This window comes from Nocardia miyunensis NBRC 108239, assembly GCF_001613065.1.
Classification (GTDB): Bacteria; Actinomycetota; Actinomycetes; order Mycobacteriales; family Mycobacteriaceae; genus Nocardia; species Nocardia miyunensis.
Genome location: NZ_BDBQ01000001.1, coordinates 63,489 through 86,573, shown reverse-complemented (window position 1 = coordinate 86,573; position 23,085 = coordinate 63,489). Strand labels below are relative to the sequence as shown.

Genomic DNA, 23,085 nt, shown 5'->3' with positions numbered 1-23,085 from the left:
TCATTTTTTCCAGCAGTGAAAGGCCCTGGCCAATGGCGTCCACTCCGTCCAGTCCCGCAGCTACTCGCATCGTCCGTCGCCGGATAACCAGCTGTGCCGATATCGAGCGCATCGAGCAGGAATTCTCTCCCGATGAATTGCGTGCCGGGGCCACCTTCTACGACGCGTTCCGCGCCGCCGCGGCGGAACATCCGGACAAGAGCGCGATCATCGCGCTGGAGCCGCCGAATCTGCTCGAGCCGGTTCGAACGGTCACCTACCGGGAACTCGCCGAAGCGGTCGAACAGACCGCGAACGTGTTCCACCATGCGGCCGGTGGCGCACCGAGTGTGGTGGCGGTGCTGCTGCCCATGCTGCCCGAAGGGCTCTTCTCGATCTGGGGAGGGGCGACCGCCGGAGTGGCGGTGCCGCTGAACCCCTTCCTCGAGGTGCCGGCGGTGATCCGGATCATGAACGACACACGGTGCACCACACTGGTCACCACCCGCGAGGTGATCGAGACCCGTTGTGGTGGCGACAGCGACGTCCTCCGCCGAGCCGTTCCGACCTTGCGGACGGTCTTCTACGTCGGCGCCGACGGCGGTCCGGACGACCTCGCCACCGCGATGGCGCGATACGCGGGACAAGGCTTCACCTTCGAGCGTGACACCGATCCACACCGCGACGCGGTCATGATGCCTACCGGGGGGACGACGGGTACGCCGAAACTCGTCCGGATGACCCAGTTCGGTCAGCTGGCCGTGGTCTGGAACGTCGGTGCTCTCATGGGTCCGTCCCCCGATGGCGTGGTGGGGCACGGCATGCCGAATTTCCACTGCGGTGGCAGCGTTTCCCTCGGTCTGCGGTGCCTGCTGTACGGCCAGACCCTGCTCACGCTCACCTCCGAGGGCTTCCGCAACAAGCAGGTCGTCGAGGAGTTCTGGGCCATCGCGCGTCATTTCCGGATGACGTCGGTGATGTCCACACCGACGACCGCTCAAGCGCTGCTCAGCGCCCCCGGCGCCGACTCGGCCGGTCATCGGATCGAGGACTTCCACGTCGGCGGCAGTACTGTGCCGACGGAATTGGTGCGTGCGTTCCACGAGCGTTTCGGTGTCTGGCTCCGGGAGAACTGGGGCATGACCGAAGTGCACGGCACCATGACCGGTCACCCGAACGACGACCATGAACCCCGCATCGGATCGGCGGGGCGGCCCCTGCCGTTCTGCCGGGTCGCCGCCGTCGAACTGGACGAGAACCACAATGTGGTGCGAGTGTGCGGACCGAACGAGCGAGGATCACTGCTGGTCGGCGGAGTCAGTATCGGCAGGGGATACCTCAACGAAGACCTGAACACCGTTCTGTTCGTGAAGGGTATGCCCGACGGGCAGAAGTGGGTGGACAGTGGCGATGTCGGCAGCGTCGACGAGGACGGCTTCGTCTGGGTGTCCAACCGAGCCAAGGACCTGATCATCCGCGGCGGACACAATATCGACCCGCGTGAGATCGAGTACGCGCTCGACCGGCATCCGGCCGTGGAACTCGTTGCGGCGGTAGGTAAACCGGACGCGAGCAAGGGAGAGCTGCCGATCGCCTACGTGCAACTGCACACCGGAACCTCGGTCGAACCGGGGGAGTTGATGGCATTCTGCCGCGAGCAGGTGCAAGAGCGCGCGGCCACCCCCGTCGAAGTGATCGTGCTCGACGAGTTGCCGCTCACCCCCGTGGGCAAGCTCGCCAAGCCCGCACTTCGGATTATGGCGACCGAGGGTGAGGTGCATGCCCGCGTCGCGGCCGCGTTCCCGGATGGTGTCCGCAGTGAGGTGCGGGTGGACAACACCGGTCGCCGGTTGCGCGTCATCGTCGAATTGTTCGGGGATGCAGGTGAACTCGCCGCTGGTGCGGCGGACGTGCGTCGCGCCCTGAGCACCTACGAATTCGATTCCCAGATCGACGTCGTCGACTCGGAGGCGCAGCCGGGCCGATGAATCACGTCGGCCGGTCGAACACCGCGTGCGGCATGGCCGTGCGCGGTTTCGACACCCACTGATCCGTGCCACCCGCTACAGCGGTGACCGGCGAGGATCCCGCATCGGCGGACCCGAAGCAACTGGCACAGGTCTGCTAATATAATTGGTCGTACCATAATACTTTTATTGTTCGACATGGAGGTAAACACCGTGGCTGGCGTATGGTTCGACGAATTGTCGGTGGGGCAGAGGTTCGAGCATCCGATCCGACGGACGGTCACCGAGACGGACAACGTCCTGTTCACCGCTATGACGCACAATCCGGCGTTGCTGCACCTCGACGAGGAGTACATGAAGGGGACGCAGTTCGGTCAGCGGATCGTCAACAGCGCGTTCACCCTCGGGCTCATGGTCGGCATCTCGGTCGGCGACACGACGCTGGGCACGGCCGTGGCGAACCTCGGCTGGGACGAGGTCCGTTTCCCCAAACCGCTGTTCCATGGCGACACGATCCACGTCGTGACCGAGGTACTCGAACTGCGGGACTCCAAATCGCGGCCGGACCAGGGCATCGTGGTGTTCCTGCACCAGGCGTTCAATCAGCACGACGAGCTGGTCGCCTCCTGCAAGCGATCGGGTCTGCAGCGCAGGAGGCCGCAGTGACCACGCCGATCCGCTCGTTCCTGTTCGTACCTGGCGACAGCGACAGGAAGCTCGCGAAGATCGCCGATTCGTCCGCGGACGCGGTGATCCTGGATCTCGAAGACGCCGTCAGCGCGCCCCGCAAGCCGCTGGCGCGCGAGCTCGTCGCGGAATTCATCGCCGCTCATCCCGCCGCCGGGAGCGGTCCGCAACTGTGGGTGCGGATGAATCCCCTCGGGACCGAGCACGCGCTGTCGGATCTGGCCGCGGTCGTCGCTTCGCGGCCGGCCGGGATCATGATCCCCAAGATCGATGGCCCGCGAGATGTAGTGCGCGTGCACCACTATCTCGAGGCGCTGGAAGCCGCGCACGGTCTCGAGTGCGGACGAATCCGTGTGCTGCCCGTGGCCACCGAGACGGCGCGCGCGCCATTCCGGCTGGGTGAATTCGCCGATGCCGGTATCGACCGATTGTACGGACTCACCTGGGGCGCAGAAGATCTCAGCGCCGTCCTGGGCGCCTCGACCAATCTGGGGCCGACCGGTGAGTGGGCCACCACCTACCAGCTGGTGCGATCGCTGGCATTGATCGCCGCGCGTGCCGCGGACGTCGAAGCCGTGGAGACGCTGTACGTGGACATCCGGGATGATCAGGGCCTCGCGGAGTCCTCGCGACGTGCCCGCGCCGAGGGGTTCAGCGGCCGGATCGCGATTCACCCCGGTCAGGTCGACACGATCAACGCCGCGTTCACGCCGACGGTCGACGAGGTCGACTTCGCTCAGCGTGTGGTCGAGGCGTTCTCGGCGGATGTGGGAACCGTTGCGCTGGACGGCAAGATGCTCGATCTGCCACACCTGAAGCAGGCGCAGCGAGTTCTGGCACTGGCGGGTCTGGGGCAATCGGAATAACACACCCGCGGCAACCGCGAGGGTTGGTCGACGGGAGACCAGCGCCTTTCTCCGAATGGGGGAGAGGCGCTGATCCGGCTGGAGTGCCGATCACGGCCTGCCCGCTCGTGATCCTCGAGAGTCACAATCAGGGCGAGCCGTTCCGGAGTCAGGCTGTCGGTGGCAGATAGACAGTGTGCAGGTGCTGGAAGGTGTGCAGACCTTCGAGTCCGAGCTCCCGCCCCAGGCCGCTCTTCTTGATGCCGCCGAACGGGGCGACAGGGTCGTTCGCGTAGTGGTTGACGCCCACAGTGCCGGACTTGACCCTGGCGGCGATACCGGTCGCGTGCTCGACATCGGACGACCAGACTGATCCGCCGAGCCCGTATTCGCTGTCGTTGGCGATCGCGATGGCCTCGCTCTCGTCGCCGAACGGGATCACACTGAGCGCCGGGCCGAAGATCTCTTCGCCCGCGATGGTTGCGGTGTTGTCCAGATCCGCGAAAACCGTTGGCTCCAAGAAGAATCCGGTCTCGATACCAGTGGGTCGGCCGCCGCCGGTCGTGAGTCGTGCGCCCTCGCTCTTGCCTTTCGCGATGTAGCTCTCGACCCGTTCCCGTTGTCGGGCCGACACCAGCGGGCCGATCTTGGTCTTGGTAGGGGATCGCCGATCCGCAGGGATCGAGCCAAATCGGTAAGGGCGTCGACGATTTCGTCGTACCGCGACCGGGGCGCCAGGACGCGGGTGTTGAGCCAGCAGATCTGACCGTTGTTCAGGAACGTCACTGCGAAAAGCGATTCGAGGGAGGCGTTCAGGTCGACGTCGTCGAGCAGAATAGCGGCCGACTTGCCGCCGAGTTCCAAGGTGACCGGGCGCAGCAGTCTTCCGCACGTTTCCGCGATCTTGCTTCCGGCTGAGGTCGAGCCGGTGAACGACACCTTGTCGACCCCCGGACGCTCGACCAGGTAGGCGCCGATCTCGCGACCTCCCGGAACTACGTTGAGGACACCGGGAGGCAAGCCCGCCGCAGCCGCGGCTTCGCACATGAGCAAGGCGTCCAGCACGGTTTCTTCGGCAGGCTTCAGCACGACGGTGCAGCCTGCGGCGAGCGCAGGGGCGAGCTTGAGGAAGGTGATGCCCTGCGGGACGTTCCACGGCACGACCGCGGCCACCACGCCGATGGGATGACGGGTGACCCTCGCGGTTCCTCCGAGCATGCCGACCCGCTGGTCCACGACCGGTGAGTCGATCATCATCTTGCTGAAGTAGCGGACCAGGATGGCCGGGAACGCACCCTCGTACTGCTCCGCCAGCCAGAGCGGCATTCCGTTCTGCAGCGATACGCGCCGAGCCGTCTCGGCGGCGCGGGCCTCGAGTTCGGATGCGAAGCGCTCCAGGACTTCTCCACGTTGCTCGGGAAGCCAGCTCGACCAACCTTCCGGGTCGTCGAAGGCTTTCCGGGCAGCTGTGACAGCGCGGTCGACATCGTCATGAGACGCGGCGGGGACGGCGCCGATCACCTGCTCGGTGGTGGGGGAGGTCACCGTGATGGTGTCGCTGGTCGCCGGGCTGCGCCATTCTCCATCGATATAGAGCTCGCGGTAGTCGATCGTCGTCATCTCACTCCTCGTTTGCTTTGCCCGCCACCGGGCCTCTGCCGGGCTGTGAACGGCGTCACTCCACAGAATGGTCCAAATTGGCAGCTATCGCAATGGTATGTTTGGTCTGTCCAAATAGTGATGACCGTCGCTGTGTGACGGAGATTCGGTCCGAGTCGGTCGGTCTGGTTGCCCGACGAATGCTCGAGTGTGACGCGGATCTCCGAAGACGGTTGCGCTATTAGGTCTAACCATTCTAATCTTTGGACGAAGTGCGATACACCGGTAGAGGACGGGCACCATGACCAGCGAGCGAAACCTCGGCAGATACACCCCGGCGCAGATCGAGCAGTTCTACGCGAGCGGACAGTGGGCTGACGTCAACTTCAGCGAACTGTTGCGTTCACGCGCCGAAGCGAACCCGGACAAGGTTTTCCTGACCGACGGCACCTACGCGCTCACCTTCGCGGAGCTGTACGACTCGTCTCAGCGGCTCGCCCTCGGACTGCATCGGTACGGCTTGACTGCCGGTGACCGGGTGGCCGTTCAGCTACCCAACTGGGCCGCCTTCGTCGTGGTCGCGGGGGCGTTGTCGCGGATCGGCGCGGTGCTGGTGCCGGTCATGCCGATCTACCGCAAAGACGAAGTCTCGCACGTGGTTTCGGACGCCTCGATCCGGATGGTGATCGCACCGGCAGAGTTCAAGGGCTTCGACTACCTGTCCATGTTCGAGGAGATTCGCGCGACCTCGGACACCCTGCGTGCCATCGTTGCGGTGCGCGCGCCGGAAGACCAGCGTGGGTCGTTGCTCGAGCGCGACATCGCGGTGCTGGAAGATCTGATCATCGATGATGCCGATCCCGCGGAGATCGATGCGACGCTCGACATCCGGGTTCACCCCGATGATCCGTTCGTCATCGTCTACACCTCCGGGACGACTTCTCGCCCGAAGGGGTGCGTGCACACGTTCAATACGTATGCGTCCGGTGCGCGAGCGTTGGTGATCGCGTTCGGGCACACCGAATCCGACGTGCAGTTCGGCCCGTCGCCGATCACCCACACCACGGGCCTGGTCACGAGTGTGCTGATCCCGTTGATCGCGGGAGCGGCGTCGCATTTGATGGACGAGTGGAGCCCGGTCAAGGGACTCGCCGCCATCCAGAAGTACGGATGCACCGCCGCGGTCACCGCGACGACCTTCCTGCAGACCTTGATCACCGCAGCCGAGGAGTATCCCGAGGCGGACCTGTCGTCACTGCGCGTGTGGACGTGCGCCGGGTCGCCCATTCCTGCGGCCGTGGTCGAGCACGCCAAAGCCCAGTTGCCGACGACCAACGTGCTGTCGCTGTACGGCCGCAGCGAGAATCTCACCACGACCACGTGTCGTGTCCAGGGCGATCCCCTGCGAGCGATCACATCGGACGGCGCGGCCCTGCCCGGGGCCGAGGTGAAGATCGTCGGCCCGGACGGCATCGAGGTTCCGCGCGGCGCGGAGGGTGATGTCGCCTATCGCGGTCCCTCGCACATGATCGAGTACCTCAACCGCCCGGATGAGACCGCCGAACTCTTCACACCGGACGGCTTCTCTCGGTCCGGCGATCTCGGGATCATGGACGCGACCGGATTCGTCCGGGTGACCGGCCGCACCAAGGACATCGTGATTCGCGGTGGTATGAACATCAGCGTTCGCGAGATCGAGGACAAGCTTGCCGAGCATCCGGACCTGGCTGAACTGGCTGTGGTGGGCATGCCCGACGAGCGGCTCGGCGAGAAGGTGTGCTGTTTCGTGGTCGCGAGGCCCGGGCACCTGGCGCCCACCGTCGAGGAACTGCGCACCTATCTCACCGATCGAGGCGTTGCGATCCAGAAGACGCCGGAGCGTGTCGTTGTTGTCGATCAGCTGCCGATGACGGCGACCGGAAAGATCCAGAAACACATCTTGCGGATGCAGATCGCCGCGGAGCTGAACCAGCCCACGGCGGCGGGTGCCCATTGAGCCGCACCCCGCCGACCACCCCGGACTTCGTCATCAACGGAGCCGAGGCCCTGGTCCGAGTGAAGCCGGTTGATCTGTCGTCGGAATGGGCGGAGTTGAGGGTCGAATCGGGCCCCTGGCTGCGGGATCCGGTAGCGGGCTTCGCCCGGGGAGCGATGGCGGTGCCGCTCGACGACGTCACCGGGTATATCGTCGCGAGCGGCTCGCCTCGGCACAGCTGGCCGGTCAGCCTCGGATTTCGAATCGACCTGGTCGCCGACCCGCCGGTCGACGGATCGGAACTGGTTGTGACCGGAGAGTTGGTCGCGCGCGATGAGCGAGGCGGCACGACGCGGGGAACAGTGACCGACAGCACCGGGGCGGTGATCGCCCTGATCACCCAGAGGTCGCATCTGATTCCGGTGGACGGCCCCCCGACCGCCCCCGCGGTCCCCTTCGAGGCGCCACCGGACGAGGTGTGCATCCGCACGGCGCTGGGTATCCGCGAGACAGCCCGAGGGGTCGTGGAATTGCCCGGTACGGCGTTGGCGGCCAACGGGATCGGCAAAATTCACGGCGGGATCCTGATCTGCGGGGCGGAGTTCGCCGCGATGTCGGCCCTGGGTGCCGATGGGGACCTGCGTAGTACGAGCATCGATATGGCGTTCGTCCGGCCCGGCAGTGCGGACGATCCGACGACCTTCCGCACCGAGGTGATGCATGTCGGTCGATCCCTGTCCGTGGTGCGCGTGGTCGCCACGGGCGCAACGGGCAAGGCGTGTGCGATCGCGACGGTGACAGCGCAGCGGGTGAGCTCGTGAAAGCCATCGTGATGTCGGAATACGGTGGCCCGGAACAACTCTCGCCTCGCGAGGTCGACGAGCCGATTCCGCGGGAGGGGTGGGTGACGGTCGACCTGCGAGCGAGTGCATTGAATTGGCACGACGTGCTCGTGCGGCGCGGGCAATACCGCTCGCCCCTGCCGCACACCCCCGGCGCGGACGGCGCCGGTGTGCGCACCGACACCGGAGAAGAAGTAGTCCTGCTCCCGTCGCTGTTCTGGGGTGACCGGCCGGCGGCGCCTTCGCCGGAGTTCGAAATTCTGGGCGACCGGATTCCGGGAACCTACGCGCAGCGTGTATGCGTGCCGGAGGAATGCTTGGCTCCCAAGCCTTTCGGCTATTCATGGGAGGAGTCGGCGGCGTTGTCGCTCGTCGGTGTCACCTCCTATCGCGCGCTGGTCGCCCGGGCCGGACTGCGCGCGGGTGAATCGCTGCTCATCATCGGAGCGGGCGGCGGTGTGGCCACGATGGCGCTGTCGTTGGCGAAGGCCGTGGGCGCCGAGGTGTTCGTGACCGCCTCATCGGAGGCGAAGCTGGCCCGGGCGTGTGACAACGGCGCAGCCGGGGGAGTGCTGCACAGCGACGACACCTGGCCGATGCAGGCGAAGGTCCTTGCGCCGGAGGGTGACGGGTTCGATGTGATTCTCGATCCGGTCGGGCTGTGGGAGCGTTCGGTTCAGGCGCTGCGGCCGGGTGGACGGATCGTGGTCCTGGGCGCCAACGTCGCCGAACGCGCAGATATGGATGTGCGGGGGTTCTACTTCGGTCAGTACAGCCTGCTCGGCACCACGATGGGCTCGCCGCAGGACTTCGGGGGGTTGCTCGACCTCGTCGCGACCGGGACGGTTGCACCACCGGCCATCGCCGCGACCTACCCGTTGACCGATGCTGCCGAGGCGCATCGTCGGCTGGAGTCGGGTGGTCTGTTCGGCAAGATTGTGCTCATTCCCTGAGTGCCCACCCGGTCGATCCGGGGGACGCAGACGGCGCGTCGCAGCGGTGGCGCGCCGTCTGTCCCGGAATTTTCCGTTCGAAGACGATGTATCAGAACGTCACTGGGGCAACAAGACTCGCACTTGCGCGCTGCCGGTGATCACCACTCGATCGGCGGCCTTCGCGTGCAGCGACAACGTCGCGGTGGCGTTGGTGGAGTCGATCGCCTCGACCGTCCCCCCGAGTTCGAGCGTCTCTCCGATACTCAGCGGAGAAGCGAATCGGACCGAGTAGGTGAGCAGGTGCTCGACGTGAACCAGGTCGGCGACCCACGCCGCCAGCATTCCGGCCTGCATCTGTCCCATCGAGATGACGCCGGGTAGTCCGGCTCGCACAGCGTAGTCGCGATCGTGGTGCAGTGGATTGAAATCTCCACCCGCACCGGCGAATCGGACGATGTCGGTCTGGGTTATCGGCCCGATCCGCTTGGTCTCGAGGTGCTGGCCGGGTGTCAGCGTCGTCGGTGGTCGGGTCATCATGCGCCTCTCTCGATCAGGACTTCACGCTGTGTGACCGCGGTGTCGCCCGATTCGTCGACCCATAGGGTCTCCAGGGTGACCAGCCGCATGGTGCCGCCGCGTTTGCCTTCGCGGGTGGTGTCGTCCGCGATACGCCGCGTGCCGGTCAACCGGTCGCCCGCGACCAGCGGACGGGCGTAGTGCCACTCCACCGAGCCCACGACTACTCGTTCGATCGCCAGTCCGAGCGCCTGGACGAATTGTTTCTGATCTCGATGGTGGCCGGCGACGACCACATGGGTCGGAGTTGCGAGGACATTCGAAAACCCTGCTGCGGCAGCGGCTTCCGCATCGGTATGAACCGGATCGGCCGTATGCGTGGCCCCGGCGAACTCTCGTACTTTCCCGGCCTCCACCTCGAACGATACGACGTCGAGGACGCTGCCGATGGTCAGCTCCCGAGCTGAGGAGCTTGTCATGGTCACCTCCCTGGATTTTTTGGTCTGACCTATTGTAACGTTGGTCCGTAAACACGTGGAGGTGGAGATGGATCTGAGCGATTCGCCGGACGAAGCGCGGTTCCGAACCCGGATTCGTGACTGGCTGACCGAGACCCTGCCGACGTTGCCGTGGCCGGAACCGGCGCGGCTCGAGGACAAACGCGAGTTCTGGTCGGTGTGGCAGCTCAAGCTGTTCGAGGCGGGTTTCGCGGGCCTGTCGTGGCCTGCCGAATTCGGTGGCGCTGGTGCGGACGCGAAGATCAAGGCGATCTTCAACGAGGAGATGGATCGGGCCGGAGCGCCCGAACGACTCAACATCATCGGCGAGGACTTCGCGGGCCCCACCATCGTCGCCTTCGGTGACGATGCGCAGAAGCAGCGTTATCTGAAGCCGATCCTCGAGGGTGCCGAGATCTGGTGCCAGCTGTTCTCCGAACCGGAATCGGGCTCGGACCTCGCGTCGCTGCGCACCAAGGCGACCAAGGTCGATGGCGGGTGGAAAATCCAAGGTCAGAAGATCTGGACCTCGCGCGCGCAGATCGCCGACAACGCGATCCTGTTGGCCCGCACCGGCGGTGGTGATCGCCACAAGGGCATCACCTACTTCCTGTTGCCGATGTCGTCGCAGGGGGTGACGGTGCGCCCCCTGGCGCACATGCTCGGCGAAGCGGAGTTCAACGAGGTATTCCTCGACGATGTCTTCCTGCCGGACGAGGCCGTCGTGGGCTCGGTCGACGGCGGGTGGAAAGTCGCCATGGGAACGTTGGCCTTCGAACGAGTCGGCATCGCGACCGGACGAGTCAACACCACCGGTGCGGTCGGCGATCTCATCGAACAGATCAAACAGAAGACCGATGAGCAGGGCGATCCGCTGAGCCAGAAGCCCGAGGTGCGCCAGCACATCGCTGATCTCTACGGCCGCGCGCTGACCCACTACCTCATCGGTCAGCGAGTCATCACCGGCGCCGCGTCGGGTCAGCCCCCGGGGCCCGTCACCTCCATCGGCAAGCTCTACTTCTGCCCGCTGGTCGAGGACATCGCGGACTTCGGCCTCGAATTGGCCGAATTCGGCGGGCAGTTCGGCCTCGCGGACGACCCCGAGTCCACCGATCGAGATCAGCAGCGGTGGCTGCGCCTGGCCTACCAGGCACGAGGAACCGCCATCGCCGGCGGCTCGACCTTCATCCAACGCAGCATCGCTGCCGAGCGCGTGCTCGGAATGCCCCGAAGCTGAGAAAGACGGCGTGATGAGCACCTACGTGTGGAACCCGACACCCGAGTACATCGAGAACGCGAACGTCACCCGGTTGGCGCGAGCACACGGTATCGATTCGATCGGTGAACTCCGGCGGCGATCGACCGCGGATGTGTCCTGGTACTGGGACGCCGCGATCACCGAGCTGGGCATCCCGTTCGCGACGCCGTACGAATCGGTCTTGGATCTGTCGAAGGGCGTCGAATTCCCCGACTGGTTCGTGGGCGGCGCCTTCAACGCGGTCGACGCCTGCATCACTCGCTGGCTGGAGCGCAGTGCTGATCGGCCCGCCATCATCCACGAGGCGGAGGACGGGTCCGCCCGGACGATCACCTATGGCCAACTCGCCGAGCAGGTCGGCCGGGTCGCGACCGGGCTGGCCGATCTCGGAGTGGGCGAGGGTGACACCGTCGCCATTTATCTTCCGATGATTCCCGAGGCGGTCGTCGCCTGCTACGCCGCCGCCGGAATCGGCGCGATCATCGTGCCGCTGTTCTCCGGCTTCGCCGCTCCGGCCATCGCCTCGCGGCTCAACGACGCTGAGGTCAAGGCGGTGATCGTCGCGGACGGGACGCTTCGCCGCGGCCGGAAGGTCGCGATGGCGGGTGAACTCGCGAAGGCGCTCGAGCGGTCGCCGTCGGTTCGCTCGGTGATCACGGTCGAAAATATCGGTGGCGCAATGGATTTCAACGGCGCAAACGTCACTGTGACGCCTTGGGGTGCACTCGTCGACGCCGCGCCTCACGAGTTCCGTCCCTTCCCCGCCATGCAGACGTTGATGCTTGGCTACACCTCCGGTACGACGGGCAAGCCGAAGGGGGCGGTCCACACTCACGCCGGATTCACCATCAAGGTCGCCACCGAGGTGGCCTACTCGTTCGACATCAACGAGGGCGACACGTTCTGCTGGATCACGGACATGGGCTGGGTCATGGGCCCGCTGGCGGCCTTCGGAACTCATGCCAACGGCGCGACTCTGGTGCTCTACGAGGGTTCGCCCGATGTCCCGGACTCCTGCCGACTGTGGGATCTCGTTCAGCGGCACCGGATCACGATGCTCGGCGTCTCGCCGACGCTCATCCGCGCCCTGAAGGCCACGCCGCTCGCCGAGATCGCTGAGCGGGATCTGAGTTCGGTGCACACGCTGGGCTCCACCGGTGAGCCGTGGGATCCCGATTCCTACGACTGGCTCGCCGGGGATGTTTTCGGTGGCCGGGTTCCGGTGATCAATTTCTCGGGCGGTACCGAGGTGGGCGGGTCGTTCCTCGCGCCCTACCCGGTGGAGCCGATCCCGAGCTGTTCACTGGGCGGCCCATCGCTGGGCATGGACGTCGACGTGGTCGACGACAAGGGGCAGTCGCTGCGTGGGACCATCGGTGAACTCGTGTGCCGGCAACCGTGGCCCGCGATGACCCGCGGGGTGTGGCGCGACCCGGAACGCTACCTGGAGTCCTACTGGTCCACCTTCCCCGGGATCTGGTGCCACGGCGACTATGCGCGTGCCGACGAGGACGGGCAGTGGTACATCCTCGGCCGGTCCGACGATGTGATGAACGTGGCGGGTAAGCGGTTGGCCCCCGCCGAGGTGGAGGCCGTCCTGACCACGCACCCGGCGGTCGCCGAGGCCGCGGCCGTCGGTGTTCCGGACCCCCGGAAGGGCGAGACCGTCTGGGCCTTCTGGGTGCCCCGCAAGGGCGCCGACACCGAGGGAGTGTCCGACGAATTGCGGCAACTGGTCGCGACCGGTGTCGGCAAGCCGTTCGCGCCGGCGAAGGTGTGGATGGTCGAGGCGCTGCCCAAGACCCGCTCGGCCAAGATCCTGCGGCGCGCCGTCCGTGCTGCCGCCATCGATGCCGACCCCGGCGATCTGTCGGGTGCGGAGAATCCCGAGGCCGTGGTCGCCATCCGTGATCTCGTCCACCGCCCGACTATCAGCTGAGGAGAAGCGATGCATTGGGAGCTGTCCGAAGAACAGGAGATGTTCGCCGCATCGCTGCGGGAGTGGATCGCCGCCAAATTCCCGACCGAGACCGTGCGTAAGCTGCAGACCTCTGGCGAGGCGAATCTGTTCACCGAGGCCCTGATCCGAGACGGCTGGTGGGGCGTCGGTTATTCGGAGGACGCGGACGGTCAGGGCGGGGGAATTCTCGAATTGGCGCTGGCCGCAAGGGAGTTCGGCCGTGCCGCCGTGCCCGATTCGCGGTGGCTCGCGGCCGCTCTGGTCGCACCGCTGCTGACCGAAACGGAACTGGCCGAGCAGTTGGCCGGCCAGCGCCGCTTCGTCGCCGCGATTCCGGCGGACCGACTGCCCGCCTGGGCGCCGCTGTCCGAGACCGAAGATGGGTTGACCGGCGCGGTACGTCATGTGCTCGGCGCCCCCGAAGCAGATGTGTTCATCGTGCCGGTGACCGGACCGGACGGCCCCGGGCTGGCCAGGGTGTCGGCGGCGGAAGCCACCGTCGAACGGGACGATCTGCTCGATCGCTCCCGCCTCACCGGAACGGTCGAGTTCGACCGGGCGCAGATCATCGAGGTCGTCGCGGCGTCGGACACTTCGTTGTCCGCCACGGTAGCGCTGGCCGGTGTCCTCACGGCCGCCGATGCGCTGGGCAGCGCGGAGCGGATGCTCGAACTCGCGGTCGAATACAGCAAGCAGCGCAAGCAGTTCGGGCAGTTCATCGGATCGTTCCAGGCCGTCAAACATGCCGCCGCGCAGATGCTCGTCACGGTCGAGGCCTCCTATTCGACGGCGTTGTACGCCGCGGCCGCGATCGATGCCGACCTCGCCGACGCGTCGACGATTGCGGCGGTGGCGAAGGCGCAGGTGACCGGAACGGTCGCGGATCTCGCGGAATCGGCGCTCACCGTGCACGGTGCGATCGGATACACGTGGGAGCACGATCTGCACCTGTTCTACAAGCGCGCCAAACTCGACCGCACCCTTTTCGGCCCGCCACGCGTGTGGAACGAACGGATTGCGGCGGCATTGCTCGACGAGCCGATACCGGCGGGCTGACCCCCGTTCCCAGTTTTGGTCAGTCCATTGATATAATTATCTGAGTTGAGGATGGAGTACGGACGTGGATTTCCAACTGACAGAGGACCAGGTCACGATTCGTGACGCGGTCGCGGAGCTAGCGGCCAAGTTCGACGATCAGTACTGGCAGGAGAAGGACGCGAATCACGAATTCCCCACGGAGTTCTACAACGCCTTCGCTGCCGGCGGGTGGCTGGGCATCACCACCCCCGAGGAGTACGGCGGACACGGTTACGGGATCACCGAGGCGTCGATCCTGCTCGAACAGGTGGCCGCATCCGGTGCGGGGATGAACGGCGCCAGCTCGATGCACCTGTCCATCTTCGGTATGCACCCGGTCATCGTGCACGGTAGCGAGGAGCTCAAGCAGCGCACGCTGCCCCGCATCGTCAACGGTGATCTGCACGTGTGTTTCGGGGTCACCGAACCGGGCGCGGGTCTGGACACCACCAAGATCACGACCTTCGCCAAGCGCGACGGTGACAAGTACGTCGTCAACGGGCGCAAGGTCTGGATCTCCAAGGCTGTGGAATCCGAGAAGATCCTGCTGCTGACCCGTACGCAGCGATTCGAGGATTCGCCGCGCAAGACCGACGGGCTGACGCTGTTCCTCACCGACCTCGATCGGGACAAGGTCGACATCCGCCCCATCAAGAAGATGGGACGCAACGCCGTCACTTCCAACGAACTGTTCATCGACAACCTGGAGATCCCGGTCGAGGATCGCGTCGGTGAAGAGGGCAAGGGCTTCAAGTACATTCTCGACGGCCTCAACCCGGAACGGATGCTGGTCGCCGCCGAGGCGCTGGGCATCGGCCGCGCCGCCATGCGAGCGGGTGTCCGATACGGCAACGACCGGGAGGTCTTCGGCCGTCCGATCGGCAAGAACCAGGGAATCCAGTTCCCGCTCGCGGATTCGCTGGCTCGCCTCGACGCCGCGGAACTCATGCTGCGCAAGGCGACCTGGCTCTACGACAACGGACTGCCGTGCGGGCGTGAGGCGAACACCGCCAAGTACCTGTGCGCCGACGCCGGCTTCGATGCCGCCGATCGCGCGCTCCAGACGCACGGCGGCATGGGCTACTCGGAGGAGTACAACGTGGCCCGGTACTTCCGGGAAGCCCGTCTGACCCGCATCGCACCCATCAGCCAGGAAATGATCCTCAATTACCTCGGCTCACACGTGCTCGGCCTCCCGAGGAGCTACTGATGACCGACTCGACAACCACAGCGAACAACGTGCCGGCGGGCATCCGGGTCTTCGGCCTCGAAGGTCGTACCGCACTGGTGACCGGCGCCGGGGGTGGTGTCGGGGCCGCGATCGCCGAGGCGTTCGCCGCGGCCGGAGCCGCGGTCCTGGTGACCGACATCAATAAGGACGCGGCGGCCGAGGTGAGTGAGCGAATCACCAAGGCCGGTGGCGTCGCGGAGCCGTTCACCCTCGATGTCTGCGATGGCGACAACGCCCGCGACGCGGTGGCCGCCGCCGCGCGGTTGGGTAACGGGACGCTCAACATCCTGGTGAACAATGCCGGCGTGATCGCGCCGGCGATGTTCCCCAAGATGGACGAAGCGCGGTTCCGCAAGGTGCTGGACACCCACGTGATGGGTACCTACCACTGCAGTCATGCGGCGCTCGAACACCTCCCCGAGGACGGCACCGGCAGGATCATCAACGTGACGTCCGCCGCGGGGTTGACCGGGACGATCGGACAGGCGAACTACGGCGCGGCCAAGGCCGCCATCATCGGACTGACCAAATCTCTCGCGCGCGAGCTCGCCAAGCGGTCGGTCACCGTCAACGCGGTCGCGCCCTTGGCGGCCACCGCGATGACGGAGAACATCCGCAGCAACGAGAAGCTCGCGGTCAAGACCCTGGCGCGAATTCCATTGGGGCGCTGGGCATATCCGGATGAGATCGCACCGACCTTCGTCTTCCTGGCTTCGGATGCAGCCGGTTACATCACCGGCCAGGTGTTGCCGGTCGACGGTGGGACGGTGATCTGAGATGGGCGCGAAAGTCAGCGGTCCGTTCACTTCTTCCGGTCGCGAGGTCGTCATCGCCGAGGCGGTGCGGACGCCGATCGGCAAATCGCATCCCGAGAAGGGGTGGTTTCGGGACATCCACCCGAACGCGATGCTGGCATCCTGCTACCAGGACCTGGTCACCCGCGCGGGAATCGATCCCGCGATCGTGGAGGACCTGGTCATCGGGTGCACGGCGCCGTTCGGCGAACAGTCCCGCAACATCGGCCGCAACGCCTGGCTGCAGGCCGGATACCCGGCCGAGGTCCCGGCCACCACCCTGGACCGTCGCTGCGGTTCGGCCCAGACCGCGGTGAATTTCGCTGCGGCGCTGGTGGCCTCGGGCGTGCACGACATCGTGATCGCCGGTGGTGTCGAGCACATGGGTCACGTGCCGATGAACTCGCCGGCCAAGATCAGCGAACTGTACGGCGAGCCGTGGCCTGCGGCGCTGCGCGAACGCTACGACTTCGTCACCCAGGGCGAGAGCGCCGAGTTGATCGCCGAGCGCTGGAACATCTCGCGAACCGAAATGGACGAATTCGCGGTGCGTTCCCATGCTCTCGCCACCGAGGCCATCGCCGCCGGGCGTTTCACCGCCGAGATGGTGAAGATGGAACTCGACGGCGAGGTCCGTACCGGCGATCAGACGGTGCGGCCGGGAACGTCCCTCGAGACGCTCGCGAAACTCGGCACCGTGTTCCGTCCCGAGAACGGCCGGATCACCGCCGGTACCTCCAGCCCGATCTGCGACAGCGCGGCGGCGGTTCTGCTGTGTACCCGGGAGGCGGCCGAACGCCACGGTCTGCGTATTCGTGCTCGGATCGCCGACCAGACGACCGTCGGCGTCGATCCGATCATCATGCTCACCGGACCGATCCCCGCGACCCACAAGCTGCTGGACCGAAACTATCTGACCGTCGCGGACATCGACCTGTTCGAGGTGAACGAGGCGTTCTCCTCGGTGGTGCTGGCGTGGCAGCGTGAGCTGAAGCCCGACATGGATCGCGTCAACGTGAACGGCGGTGCGATCGCGCTGGGCCATGCGGTGGGCGCCACCGGAGCCCGGCTGATCGCGACGATTCTCTCCGAGATGGAACGCCGTGACAGCCAATTGGGTTTGGTGACCATGTGTTGCGGCGGCGGTCTCGGTACGGGCACGCTCATCGAGCGGGTGGACTGATGGTCGATTTCGGCGGGCAGTTGCGGTCCGGCATGGGGGTCTGGTGGGGCCAGGCCGCGGCCGAGCCGCGCCCGCTCGTCGATGATCTGCTCGAGCAGGCGCGCGATCTCGGGCCGCTTCGCCTGTTCACCGGCTTGAGTTGGAATGATCAACTGGCGCAGTCGATGTCGCCGACCGACCGAATGGTGTCATACGGCGGTCTGGGCGCGCTGCGGGAACTCGGCGCGACCGATCGGCTCGAGGTCGTTCCGTGTCACTACTCGGCTCTGCCCCGCATGTTCGCCGAGCATCGGTTACCGTGCGACGCTGGGCTTCTGCAGGTTTCGCCGCCCGATCGGGACGGCATGTGCTCGCTGGGAATCGGCGTCGATTACATGGCGGACGCGATCGGGCACACACCCCTGCTGTTTGCGGAGATCAACCGGCAGATGCCGGCGGTCCCGGGTTCGCCACGTATTCCGCTGAGCCGCTTCGCTGCCGTGCTGGAGACGGATCGACCGTTGCAGCAGGAAGATCTCCGGCCTGTCGGTGATCTCGACCGCGCCATCGCCGCCCATATCGCCGGTCTGGTGGACGACGGTGACACGCTGCAGGTCGGTATCGGTTCGATAGGCGCGGCCGTATTGACCGCGTTGGAGGGGCATCGCGATCTCGGGGTGCACACCGGCATGATCACCGACGGACTGCTGGGGCTCATCGACAAGGGTGTGATCACCGGTGGCCGCAAGGAACTGGATCGTGGTTTCTCGGTGGCGGGAACCGCCCTGGGGTCGGCGGATCTGTACAGCCGGGTCGCCGAGCTTCCGATCCTGTTCCGCCCGACGAGTTACACCCATGCGCCGCAAATGCTTTCCCAGCTGTCGATGCTCGTCGCGGTGAACTTCGCGATCGAGGTGGATCTGACCGGGCAGGTCGGCGCGGAGATGAGCCGAGGTACGTATCTCGGCGCGATCGGCGGCCAGGTCGACTTCGCTCGCGCCGCCGCACTGACCGGGAAACGCTCGATCATCGCGCTCCGTTCCACCGTGCGCGGACGCTCGTCCATCAAATTCGGTCTCGACGAGGGGGTCGTCACGACCGCTCGTGCCGACGTCGACTGCGTCGTCACCGAGCACGGTGTCGCGCACCTGCGTGGCCAGCCCCTCGCCGAGCGCCGTCGCCGCTTGATCGCCATCGCGGCCCCGGAGTTCCGGGACGAACTCGCGAGCGCGGTACAGCTCGCCTCCTGACGCAATCACCCAACTGTCATCGAAAGGAATCGACAACCATGACCAATCGCGTAGCGCTCGTCACCGGCGGAGCCCAGGGGATCGGTGCGGGAATCTCGCGCAGACTCGGCGAGGCGGGCTGCCGGGTCGCCGTGGCGGACCTGAATCTCGAAGTGGCGCAACAGACGGCCAAGGAGATCACGACAGCCGGCGGCCAGGCCATCGCGGTGCCGATCGACGTCACCGACACCGCTTCGGTGCAGGCGGCCGTCGCGCAGATCACCGAAAGCCTCGGTCCGGTGGAGATCGCCGTGAACAACGCGGGCTGGGACGATTTCATGAAGTTCCTCGACACCGACGAGGCGTTCTGGGACAAGATCCTCGACATCAACTTCAAGGGCGCGCTTCGGGTGAATCACACCGTTGTGCCCGGCATGATCGAGCGCGGTTTCGGCCGGGTGATCAATATCGGTTCCGACGCCGGGCGAGTCGGGTCGTCGCTGGAGGCGGTGTATTCCGGTGCCAAGGGTGGGATCATCGCCTTCACCAAGACCCTCGCGCGTGAGGTCGCCACCAAGGGCGTCACCGTCAACACCGTGTGCCCCGGCCCCACCGATACTCCCGCGTTGCGCAAGTTCGCCGACAACTCCGGACAGGACGCGGACAAGGTGCTGGGCGGCATGACCCGCGCGGTGCCGATGAAGCGCCTGGCCCTGCCGTCGGATATCGCTGCGGCCGTGGCGTTCTTCGCCTCCGATGAGACCAGCTACATCACCGGTCAGACGCTGTCGGTCAGCGGCGGCCTGACGATGGCATAGGGAGCGCGGTGACCGACAACAACCAGGAATGGTCGACTGTCCGCCGGTACGAGGACGTCGACTATTCGCGTACGCCCGACGGGATCGCCAAGATCACCATCTGTCGGCCCGAGGTGCACAACGCCTTTCGGCCGCAGACGCTGGTGGAGATTTCCGACGCGCTGACGCACGCTCGGGAGGATCCCTCGATCGGTGTCATCGTGCTGACCGGTGAGGGTGATCGCGCATTCTGCTCCGGCGGCGACCAACGAGTGCGCGGCGACACCGGGTACCTGACGGATCCCGACCGGCCGGACGCGGTCGGCCGGTTTCACGTCACGGATCTGCAGGTGCAGATTCGCCGGCTGCCCAAACCTGTCGTGGCGATGGTGGCTGGGTACGCGATCGGTGGCGGGCACGTGCTGCAAATCGTGTGTGACCTCACGATCGCGGCGGACAACGCCCGTCTCGGGCAGGTAGGGCCCAAGGTCGGCTCGTTCGACGGCGGCTTCGGCGCCGGGCTGCTGGCGCAGATGGTCGGGGTGCGCAAGGCCAAGGAGATCTGGTTCCTGTGCCGGCAGTACGACGCCACCGAGGCGCTGGAGATGGGACTGGTGAATACCGTTGTCCCACTTGCGGACCTGGAGTCGGAAACGCTCGCGTGGTGCCGGCGGATGATGGAACTCTCGCCCATGGCTCTGCGGTTGATGAAGGCGAGTTTCCACGCGGCCGAGGACGGCCTCGCGGGAATCCAGCAACTCGCGCACGACACGAATCTGCTCTTCTACGCAACCGAAGAGGCACAAGAAGGACGCGAGGCATTCAAGGCCAAGCGGCGACCCGAGTTCGACCGGTTTCCCCGTCGAGCCTGAGACAGCGGAGGGATCTGCCGATATGACGACCTTCGGGGTCAACGCGTTCGGGGTCGGCAACGGCCCGGAACGGTTCGCGACGATGACCGAATTGGCCCGCGAGGCCGAGGAGATCGGCTGCGCGGCAGTGTGGACGAGCGAGCTGTACAGCCGCTCGTCCACCGTGCCGATGGCAGCGCTCGCGGCGGGCACGAGCACGATCAGCATCGGCTCGAACATCGCCTACGGAGTCGGCCGCAGCCCCTTGATGTGGGCGGCGGAGGCACGTGATCTGGACGAGTTATCCAGTGGCCGAATCATTCTCGGACTGGGCAACGGAACGCCGAAGATGATGGAAGCGTGGCACGGTGTCTCGGGTGAGGCGCCCGCCGCGCGGATGGCCGAACTTCTCACGGTGCTCAAGGCACTGTGGGGTCTGCACGAGGGGCCGGTTCATCACGACGGCCGCTTCTACCACGTGCACATCTCGCCCACATCCGATGTGCCGCAACCGATCAGGCCCGAGATTCCGATCTGGATCGCCGGGGTGAACAAGCTGATGCTCCGCACAGCCGGTCAATTGGCCGACGGACTGGTGGGTCATCCGATGTTCACGGCCGATTACGTCCGCGGACCCGTAGCGGACGAGATCGCCACCGGTGCAGCGGTTTCCGGTCGTGATGCGGGCGAGGTCACCATCATGGGCATTCGCATGTGCGCGATCAACGAGGACGTCGATCTGGCACGTCGTCAAGCAGCGTATGCGATCGGTCAGTACGCCGCGTCTCGTGTCTACGACCGGTTGTTCGAGCTGCACGGCTGGAGCGCCGAGCAGAAGAAGATCCGCCAAGCGGCCCGCGACCGCGACGACGAGGCGCTCATCGGGGCGGTGACCGACGACATGATCGACACCATCGCGATCGCGTGTCGGCCTGCCGATTTTCCCGAGGCGCTGGCCCGGATCCCGGAGGGCTTCGATCACCTCGACCTGATCGCGCCTCCCTGGGGGCTGAGCGATCAGGAGACCCGGGCGATCAACACCGAGATCCTGGCCGGCCTGCGGGCGCACCTGTCGAACCGCGTATCCGCGTGACGCGGAGGCGTTCAGCCCTCGCGTAGTTCGATCTCGGTGCGCTCTTCCACCTGGACCACGGCCTCGGCATAACCGTGGACGTGCTTGGTCATACGTCGCGTGGCGGCCGCGGAGTCGCCCGCGCGTATGGCGTCCGTGATCGTCTTGTGTGCTCGATAGGTGGTCTTGCGCACCTCGTCGTCGACGAAGGCGGTGTTCTCGGTCGAGCTGTAGATGGCGTTCGACAGCGCCGTCATGAAGCCGGTGAGCAGCTCGTTGTGGCTTGCGGTCGCAACCGCGAGATGCCAGTTCACGTTGGCCTGAAGGAACTGCTCGAGTGGGATTTCGAGATCGCCGAGCAGGGCGTTGGCCGCATCCAGTGCGGTGAGATCGTCGTCGGTGCGGTACTTCGCGGCTAGACCCGCGCAGGCGGGCTCGATGGCCTCGCGGGTCTCCAGCAGCGCCGTCAGCCGCAGCTGCTGACCGCGGATGAGCAGACTGACCGACGAGGCCACGGCGTCACCGCCGGGCTGCTGAACGAACGCGCCGCCGGATCGTCCGGTCTTGATGACCACGAGTCCCTGCACTTCGAGAATCCGGAGTGCTTCGCGGACTGTCGTTCGGCTCATCTGCGTCTGAGTGACCAGTTCGCGTTCGGGTGGCAATGCGGTGCCGGAAGGGAATTCGCCACGCAGGATGCGCTCGCGGAGGTCGTTCGCGAGGACATCCGAAGCCTTGGGGACCTGCATCGGCTGCAGTCGGACCGGGTGCCGCGCAACCGTGCTCGACGAGGGCGAGTCGGGCATCCTTACCTGCTTTCTGTGTATTTGGTCGTACCTAATCTATCAGCAAAGAGTCCTGCCATGCGAGTTTGCGGTTCTCATAGGCTGGAGGTATTTTGGTCATACCAAAATAATGGTTGATTTCAGCCTGTCGGGTGGATAGCTTCCGATGGGATGGAGTCGGCCGCGGCGGTGTCGACGAGTAGTTGAAATGCGAGGACGACGTGGCAGAGCTGGCACAGGATGTAGTCACCTGGGAGACGGTCGAACCGGGGATAACGGTGGTGACCCTGCAACGGCCACCCGCCAACGCATTGGGAATCCCGCTGCTGGACGGCATGCACCTCGCCATGGATGCCGCCGAGAAGGCGGGCGGAGTGAAGGTCATGGTGATCACCTCCACCCTGCCCGGATTCTTCGCCGCGGGCGCTGACATCAAGCATCTGTCGACGATCGACGCCGAGACCTTCACCGCCTACGGGGACCGGATGCGCGAGGTCAACGACCGGCTCGCGGCGGCGCCGTGGATCTCCATCGCCGCTGTCGACGGGGTGGCGCTGGGCGGTGGCCTGGAACTCGCCATGGCCTGCACCCTGCGAGTCGCGGGTCCCGGCGGCAGATTCGGGCTGCCGGAGGTCAAGCTCGGTTTGATCCCGGGCGCCGGCGGTACCCAGCGGCTCCCGCGGCTCGTCGGGCGTGGCCGAGCGCTCGATATCATGCTGAGCGCCCGGCAGGTGGAGGCCGAGGAAGCCTTCCGGATCGGCCTGGTGGATCGGCTGACCGACGGTTCGGTGACCGAGACCGCACTGACGTGGGCCCGGAGCCTGCTCGGCCCGTCCCTGCCCGCCCAGCTGGCTGTGGTGCGCACCGTGGATGCAGCGTTCGATCTGCCGCTCGCACAGGGAGCGCGATACGAGGTCGATCAGATCCAGGCGCTGTTCGAGGACGGCGAAGCGGCCGAAGGCATCACCGCCTTCGTCGAGAAACGCAAGCCGCAGTTCCGCTAGTAGCGAGCCACTCGTTCCCACCT

The 23,085-nt window shown here is 65.9% G+C and carries 20 protein-coding genes and 1 pseudogene; 17 read left to right on the top strand and 4 right to left on the bottom strand.

Going from position 1 to position 23,085, the window contains the following annotated elements; genetic code table 11:
• The first annotated feature begins 32 nt into the window (after window positions 1–32).
• The 3 genes from NM2_RS00390 (at window position 33) to NM2_RS00380 (ending at window position 3,499) form a co-directional block, all read left to right on the top strand.
• Window positions 33–1,967 carry an AMP-binding protein gene (locus tag NM2_RS00390; protein ID WP_067662185.1) on the top strand — a complete coding sequence of 645 codons (1,935 nt, stop codon included), beginning with the start codon at window positions 33–35 and terminating at the stop codon, window positions 1,965–1,967.
• 192 nt (window positions 1,968–2,159) lie between these two features.
• Window positions 2,160–2,612 carry a MaoC family dehydratase gene (locus NM2_RS00385; RefSeq protein WP_067663193.1) on the top strand — a complete coding sequence of 151 codons (453 nt, stop codon included), beginning with the start codon at window positions 2,160–2,162 and terminating at the stop codon, window positions 2,610–2,612.
• Window positions 2,609–3,499, top strand: coding sequence for an HpcH/HpaI aldolase/citrate lyase family protein (locus NM2_RS00380; RefSeq protein WP_067662182.1), 891 nt, complete (start codon window positions 2,609–2,611; stop codon window positions 3,497–3,499). The genes NM2_RS00385 and NM2_RS00380 overlap by 4 nt, the downstream gene beginning before the upstream one ends.
• A 148-nt stretch (window positions 3,500–3,647) precedes the next feature.
• On the opposite strand, the pseudogene NM2_RS00375 reads toward NM2_RS00380, so the two are convergent.
• Window positions 3,648–5,098, bottom strand: a pseudogene (locus tag NM2_RS00375) (aldehyde dehydrogenase).
• Between the two features lie 280 nt (window positions 5,099–5,378).
• Between NM2_RS00375 and NM2_RS00370 the strand changes: the two are divergent.
• Genes NM2_RS00370 through NM2_RS00360 form a run of 3 tightly spaced genes read left to right on the top strand, consistent with a single transcriptional unit; the run spans window position 5,379 to window position 8,847 of the window.
• On the top strand, window positions 5,379–7,073 hold the full coding sequence (locus tag NM2_RS00370) for an AMP-binding protein (protein WP_067662179.1): 1,695 nt from the start codon (window positions 5,379–5,381) through the stop codon (window positions 7,071–7,073).
• Entirely contained in the window at window positions 7,070–7,873 is an 804-nt protein-coding gene (locus tag NM2_RS00365; RefSeq protein WP_067662176.1) for a PaaI family thioesterase, read from the top strand. The genes NM2_RS00370 and NM2_RS00365 overlap by 4 nt, the downstream gene beginning before the upstream one ends.
• Window positions 7,870–8,847, top strand: coding sequence for a quinone oxidoreductase family protein (locus NM2_RS00360; RefSeq protein WP_067662173.1), 978 nt, complete (start codon window positions 7,870–7,872; stop codon window positions 8,845–8,847). Before NM2_RS00365 ends, NM2_RS00360 begins: the two co-directional genes overlap by 4 nt.
• Window positions 8,848–8,946: 99 nt before the next feature.
• Here the strand turns inward: NM2_RS00360 and NM2_RS00355 are convergent, their stop codons facing one another.
• Entirely contained in the window at window positions 8,947–9,363 is a 417-nt protein-coding gene (locus NM2_RS00355) for a MaoC family dehydratase (RefSeq protein WP_067662170.1), read from the bottom strand.
• Window positions 9,363–9,824, bottom strand: coding sequence for an FAS1-like dehydratase domain-containing protein (locus NM2_RS00350; RefSeq protein WP_067663190.1), 462 nt, complete (start codon window positions 9,822–9,824; stop codon window positions 9,363–9,365). The genes NM2_RS00355 and NM2_RS00350 overlap by 1 nt, the downstream gene beginning before the upstream one ends.
• Window positions 9,825–9,891: 67 nt before the next feature.
• Between NM2_RS00350 and NM2_RS00345 the strand changes: the two genes are divergently transcribed.
• From NM2_RS00345 to NM2_RS00300, 10 genes are all read left to right on the top strand, one after another.
• The gene (locus NM2_RS00345; RefSeq protein WP_067663187.1) at window positions 9,892–11,079 is read left to right on the top strand and encodes an acyl-CoA dehydrogenase family protein; all 1,188 of its coding nucleotides are present in this window, start codon (window positions 9,892–9,894) and stop codon (window positions 11,077–11,079) included.
• Between the two features lie 13 nt (window positions 11,080–11,092).
• Window positions 11,093–13,039 (top strand): AMP-binding protein, encoded by a 1,947-nt coding sequence (locus tag NM2_RS00340; RefSeq protein WP_067662166.1) that lies wholly within the window; start codon window positions 11,093–11,095, stop codon window positions 13,037–13,039.
• A gap of 9 nt (window positions 13,040–13,048) precedes the next feature.
• The gene (locus tag NM2_RS00335; protein WP_067662163.1) at window positions 13,049–14,116 is read left to right on the top strand and encodes an acyl-CoA dehydrogenase family protein; all 1,068 of its coding nucleotides are present in this window, start codon (window positions 13,049–13,051) and stop codon (window positions 14,114–14,116) included.
• 64 nt (window positions 14,117–14,180) lie between these two features.
• Window positions 14,181–15,347 carry an acyl-CoA dehydrogenase family protein gene (locus tag NM2_RS00330; RefSeq protein ID WP_067662160.1) on the top strand — a complete coding sequence of 389 codons (1,167 nt, stop codon included), beginning with the start codon at window positions 14,181–14,183 and terminating at the stop codon, window positions 15,345–15,347.
• Entirely contained in the window at window positions 15,347–16,144 is a 798-nt protein-coding gene (locus NM2_RS00325) for an SDR family NAD(P)-dependent oxidoreductase (RefSeq protein ID WP_067662158.1), read from the top strand. Before NM2_RS00330 ends, NM2_RS00325 begins: the two co-directional genes overlap by 1 nt.
• A gap of 1 nt (window position 16,145) precedes the next feature.
• A complete protein-coding gene (locus tag NM2_RS00320; protein ID WP_067662155.1) occupies window positions 16,146–17,345 on the top strand; it encodes a thiolase family protein in 1,200 nt (399 codons plus the stop codon).
• Window positions 17,345–18,574, top strand: coding sequence for an acetyl-CoA hydrolase/transferase family protein (locus tag NM2_RS00315; protein ID WP_067662150.1), 1,230 nt, complete (start codon window positions 17,345–17,347; stop codon window positions 18,572–18,574). The genes NM2_RS00320 and NM2_RS00315 overlap by 1 nt, the downstream gene beginning before the upstream one ends.
• A 38-nt stretch (window positions 18,575–18,612) precedes the next feature.
• Window positions 18,613–19,371: an SDR family NAD(P)-dependent oxidoreductase gene (locus NM2_RS00310; RefSeq protein ID WP_067662147.1), complete on the top strand. Its 759-nt coding sequence runs from the start codon at window positions 18,613–18,615 to the stop codon at window positions 19,369–19,371.
• 8 nt (window positions 19,372–19,379) lie between these two features.
• Entirely contained in the window at window positions 19,380–20,222 is an 843-nt protein-coding gene (gene menB, locus NM2_RS00305) for a 1,4-dihydroxy-2-naphthoyl-CoA synthase (protein WP_067662144.1), read from the top strand.
• Window positions 20,223–20,244: 22 nt separating this feature from the next.
• The gene (locus tag NM2_RS00300) at window positions 20,245–21,294 is read left to right on the top strand and encodes an LLM class flavin-dependent oxidoreductase (protein ID WP_067662141.1); all 1,050 of its coding nucleotides are present in this window, start codon (window positions 20,245–20,247) and stop codon (window positions 21,292–21,294) included.
• 11 nt (window positions 21,295–21,305) lie between these two features.
• Here NM2_RS00300 and NM2_RS00295 read toward each other — a convergent pair whose 3' ends face one another.
• Window positions 21,306–22,079, bottom strand: a complete 774-nt coding sequence (locus NM2_RS00295) for a FadR/GntR family transcriptional regulator (RefSeq protein WP_084530331.1) — start codon at window positions 22,077–22,079, stop codon at window positions 21,306–21,308.
• A 200-nt stretch (window positions 22,080–22,279) separates the two neighbouring features.
• Between NM2_RS00295 and NM2_RS00290 the strand changes: the two genes are divergently transcribed.
• Entirely contained in the window at window positions 22,280–23,062 is a 783-nt protein-coding gene (locus NM2_RS00290; RefSeq protein ID WP_067662138.1) for an enoyl-CoA hydratase/isomerase family protein, read from the top strand.
• Window positions 23,063–23,085: the final 23 nt, after the last annotated feature.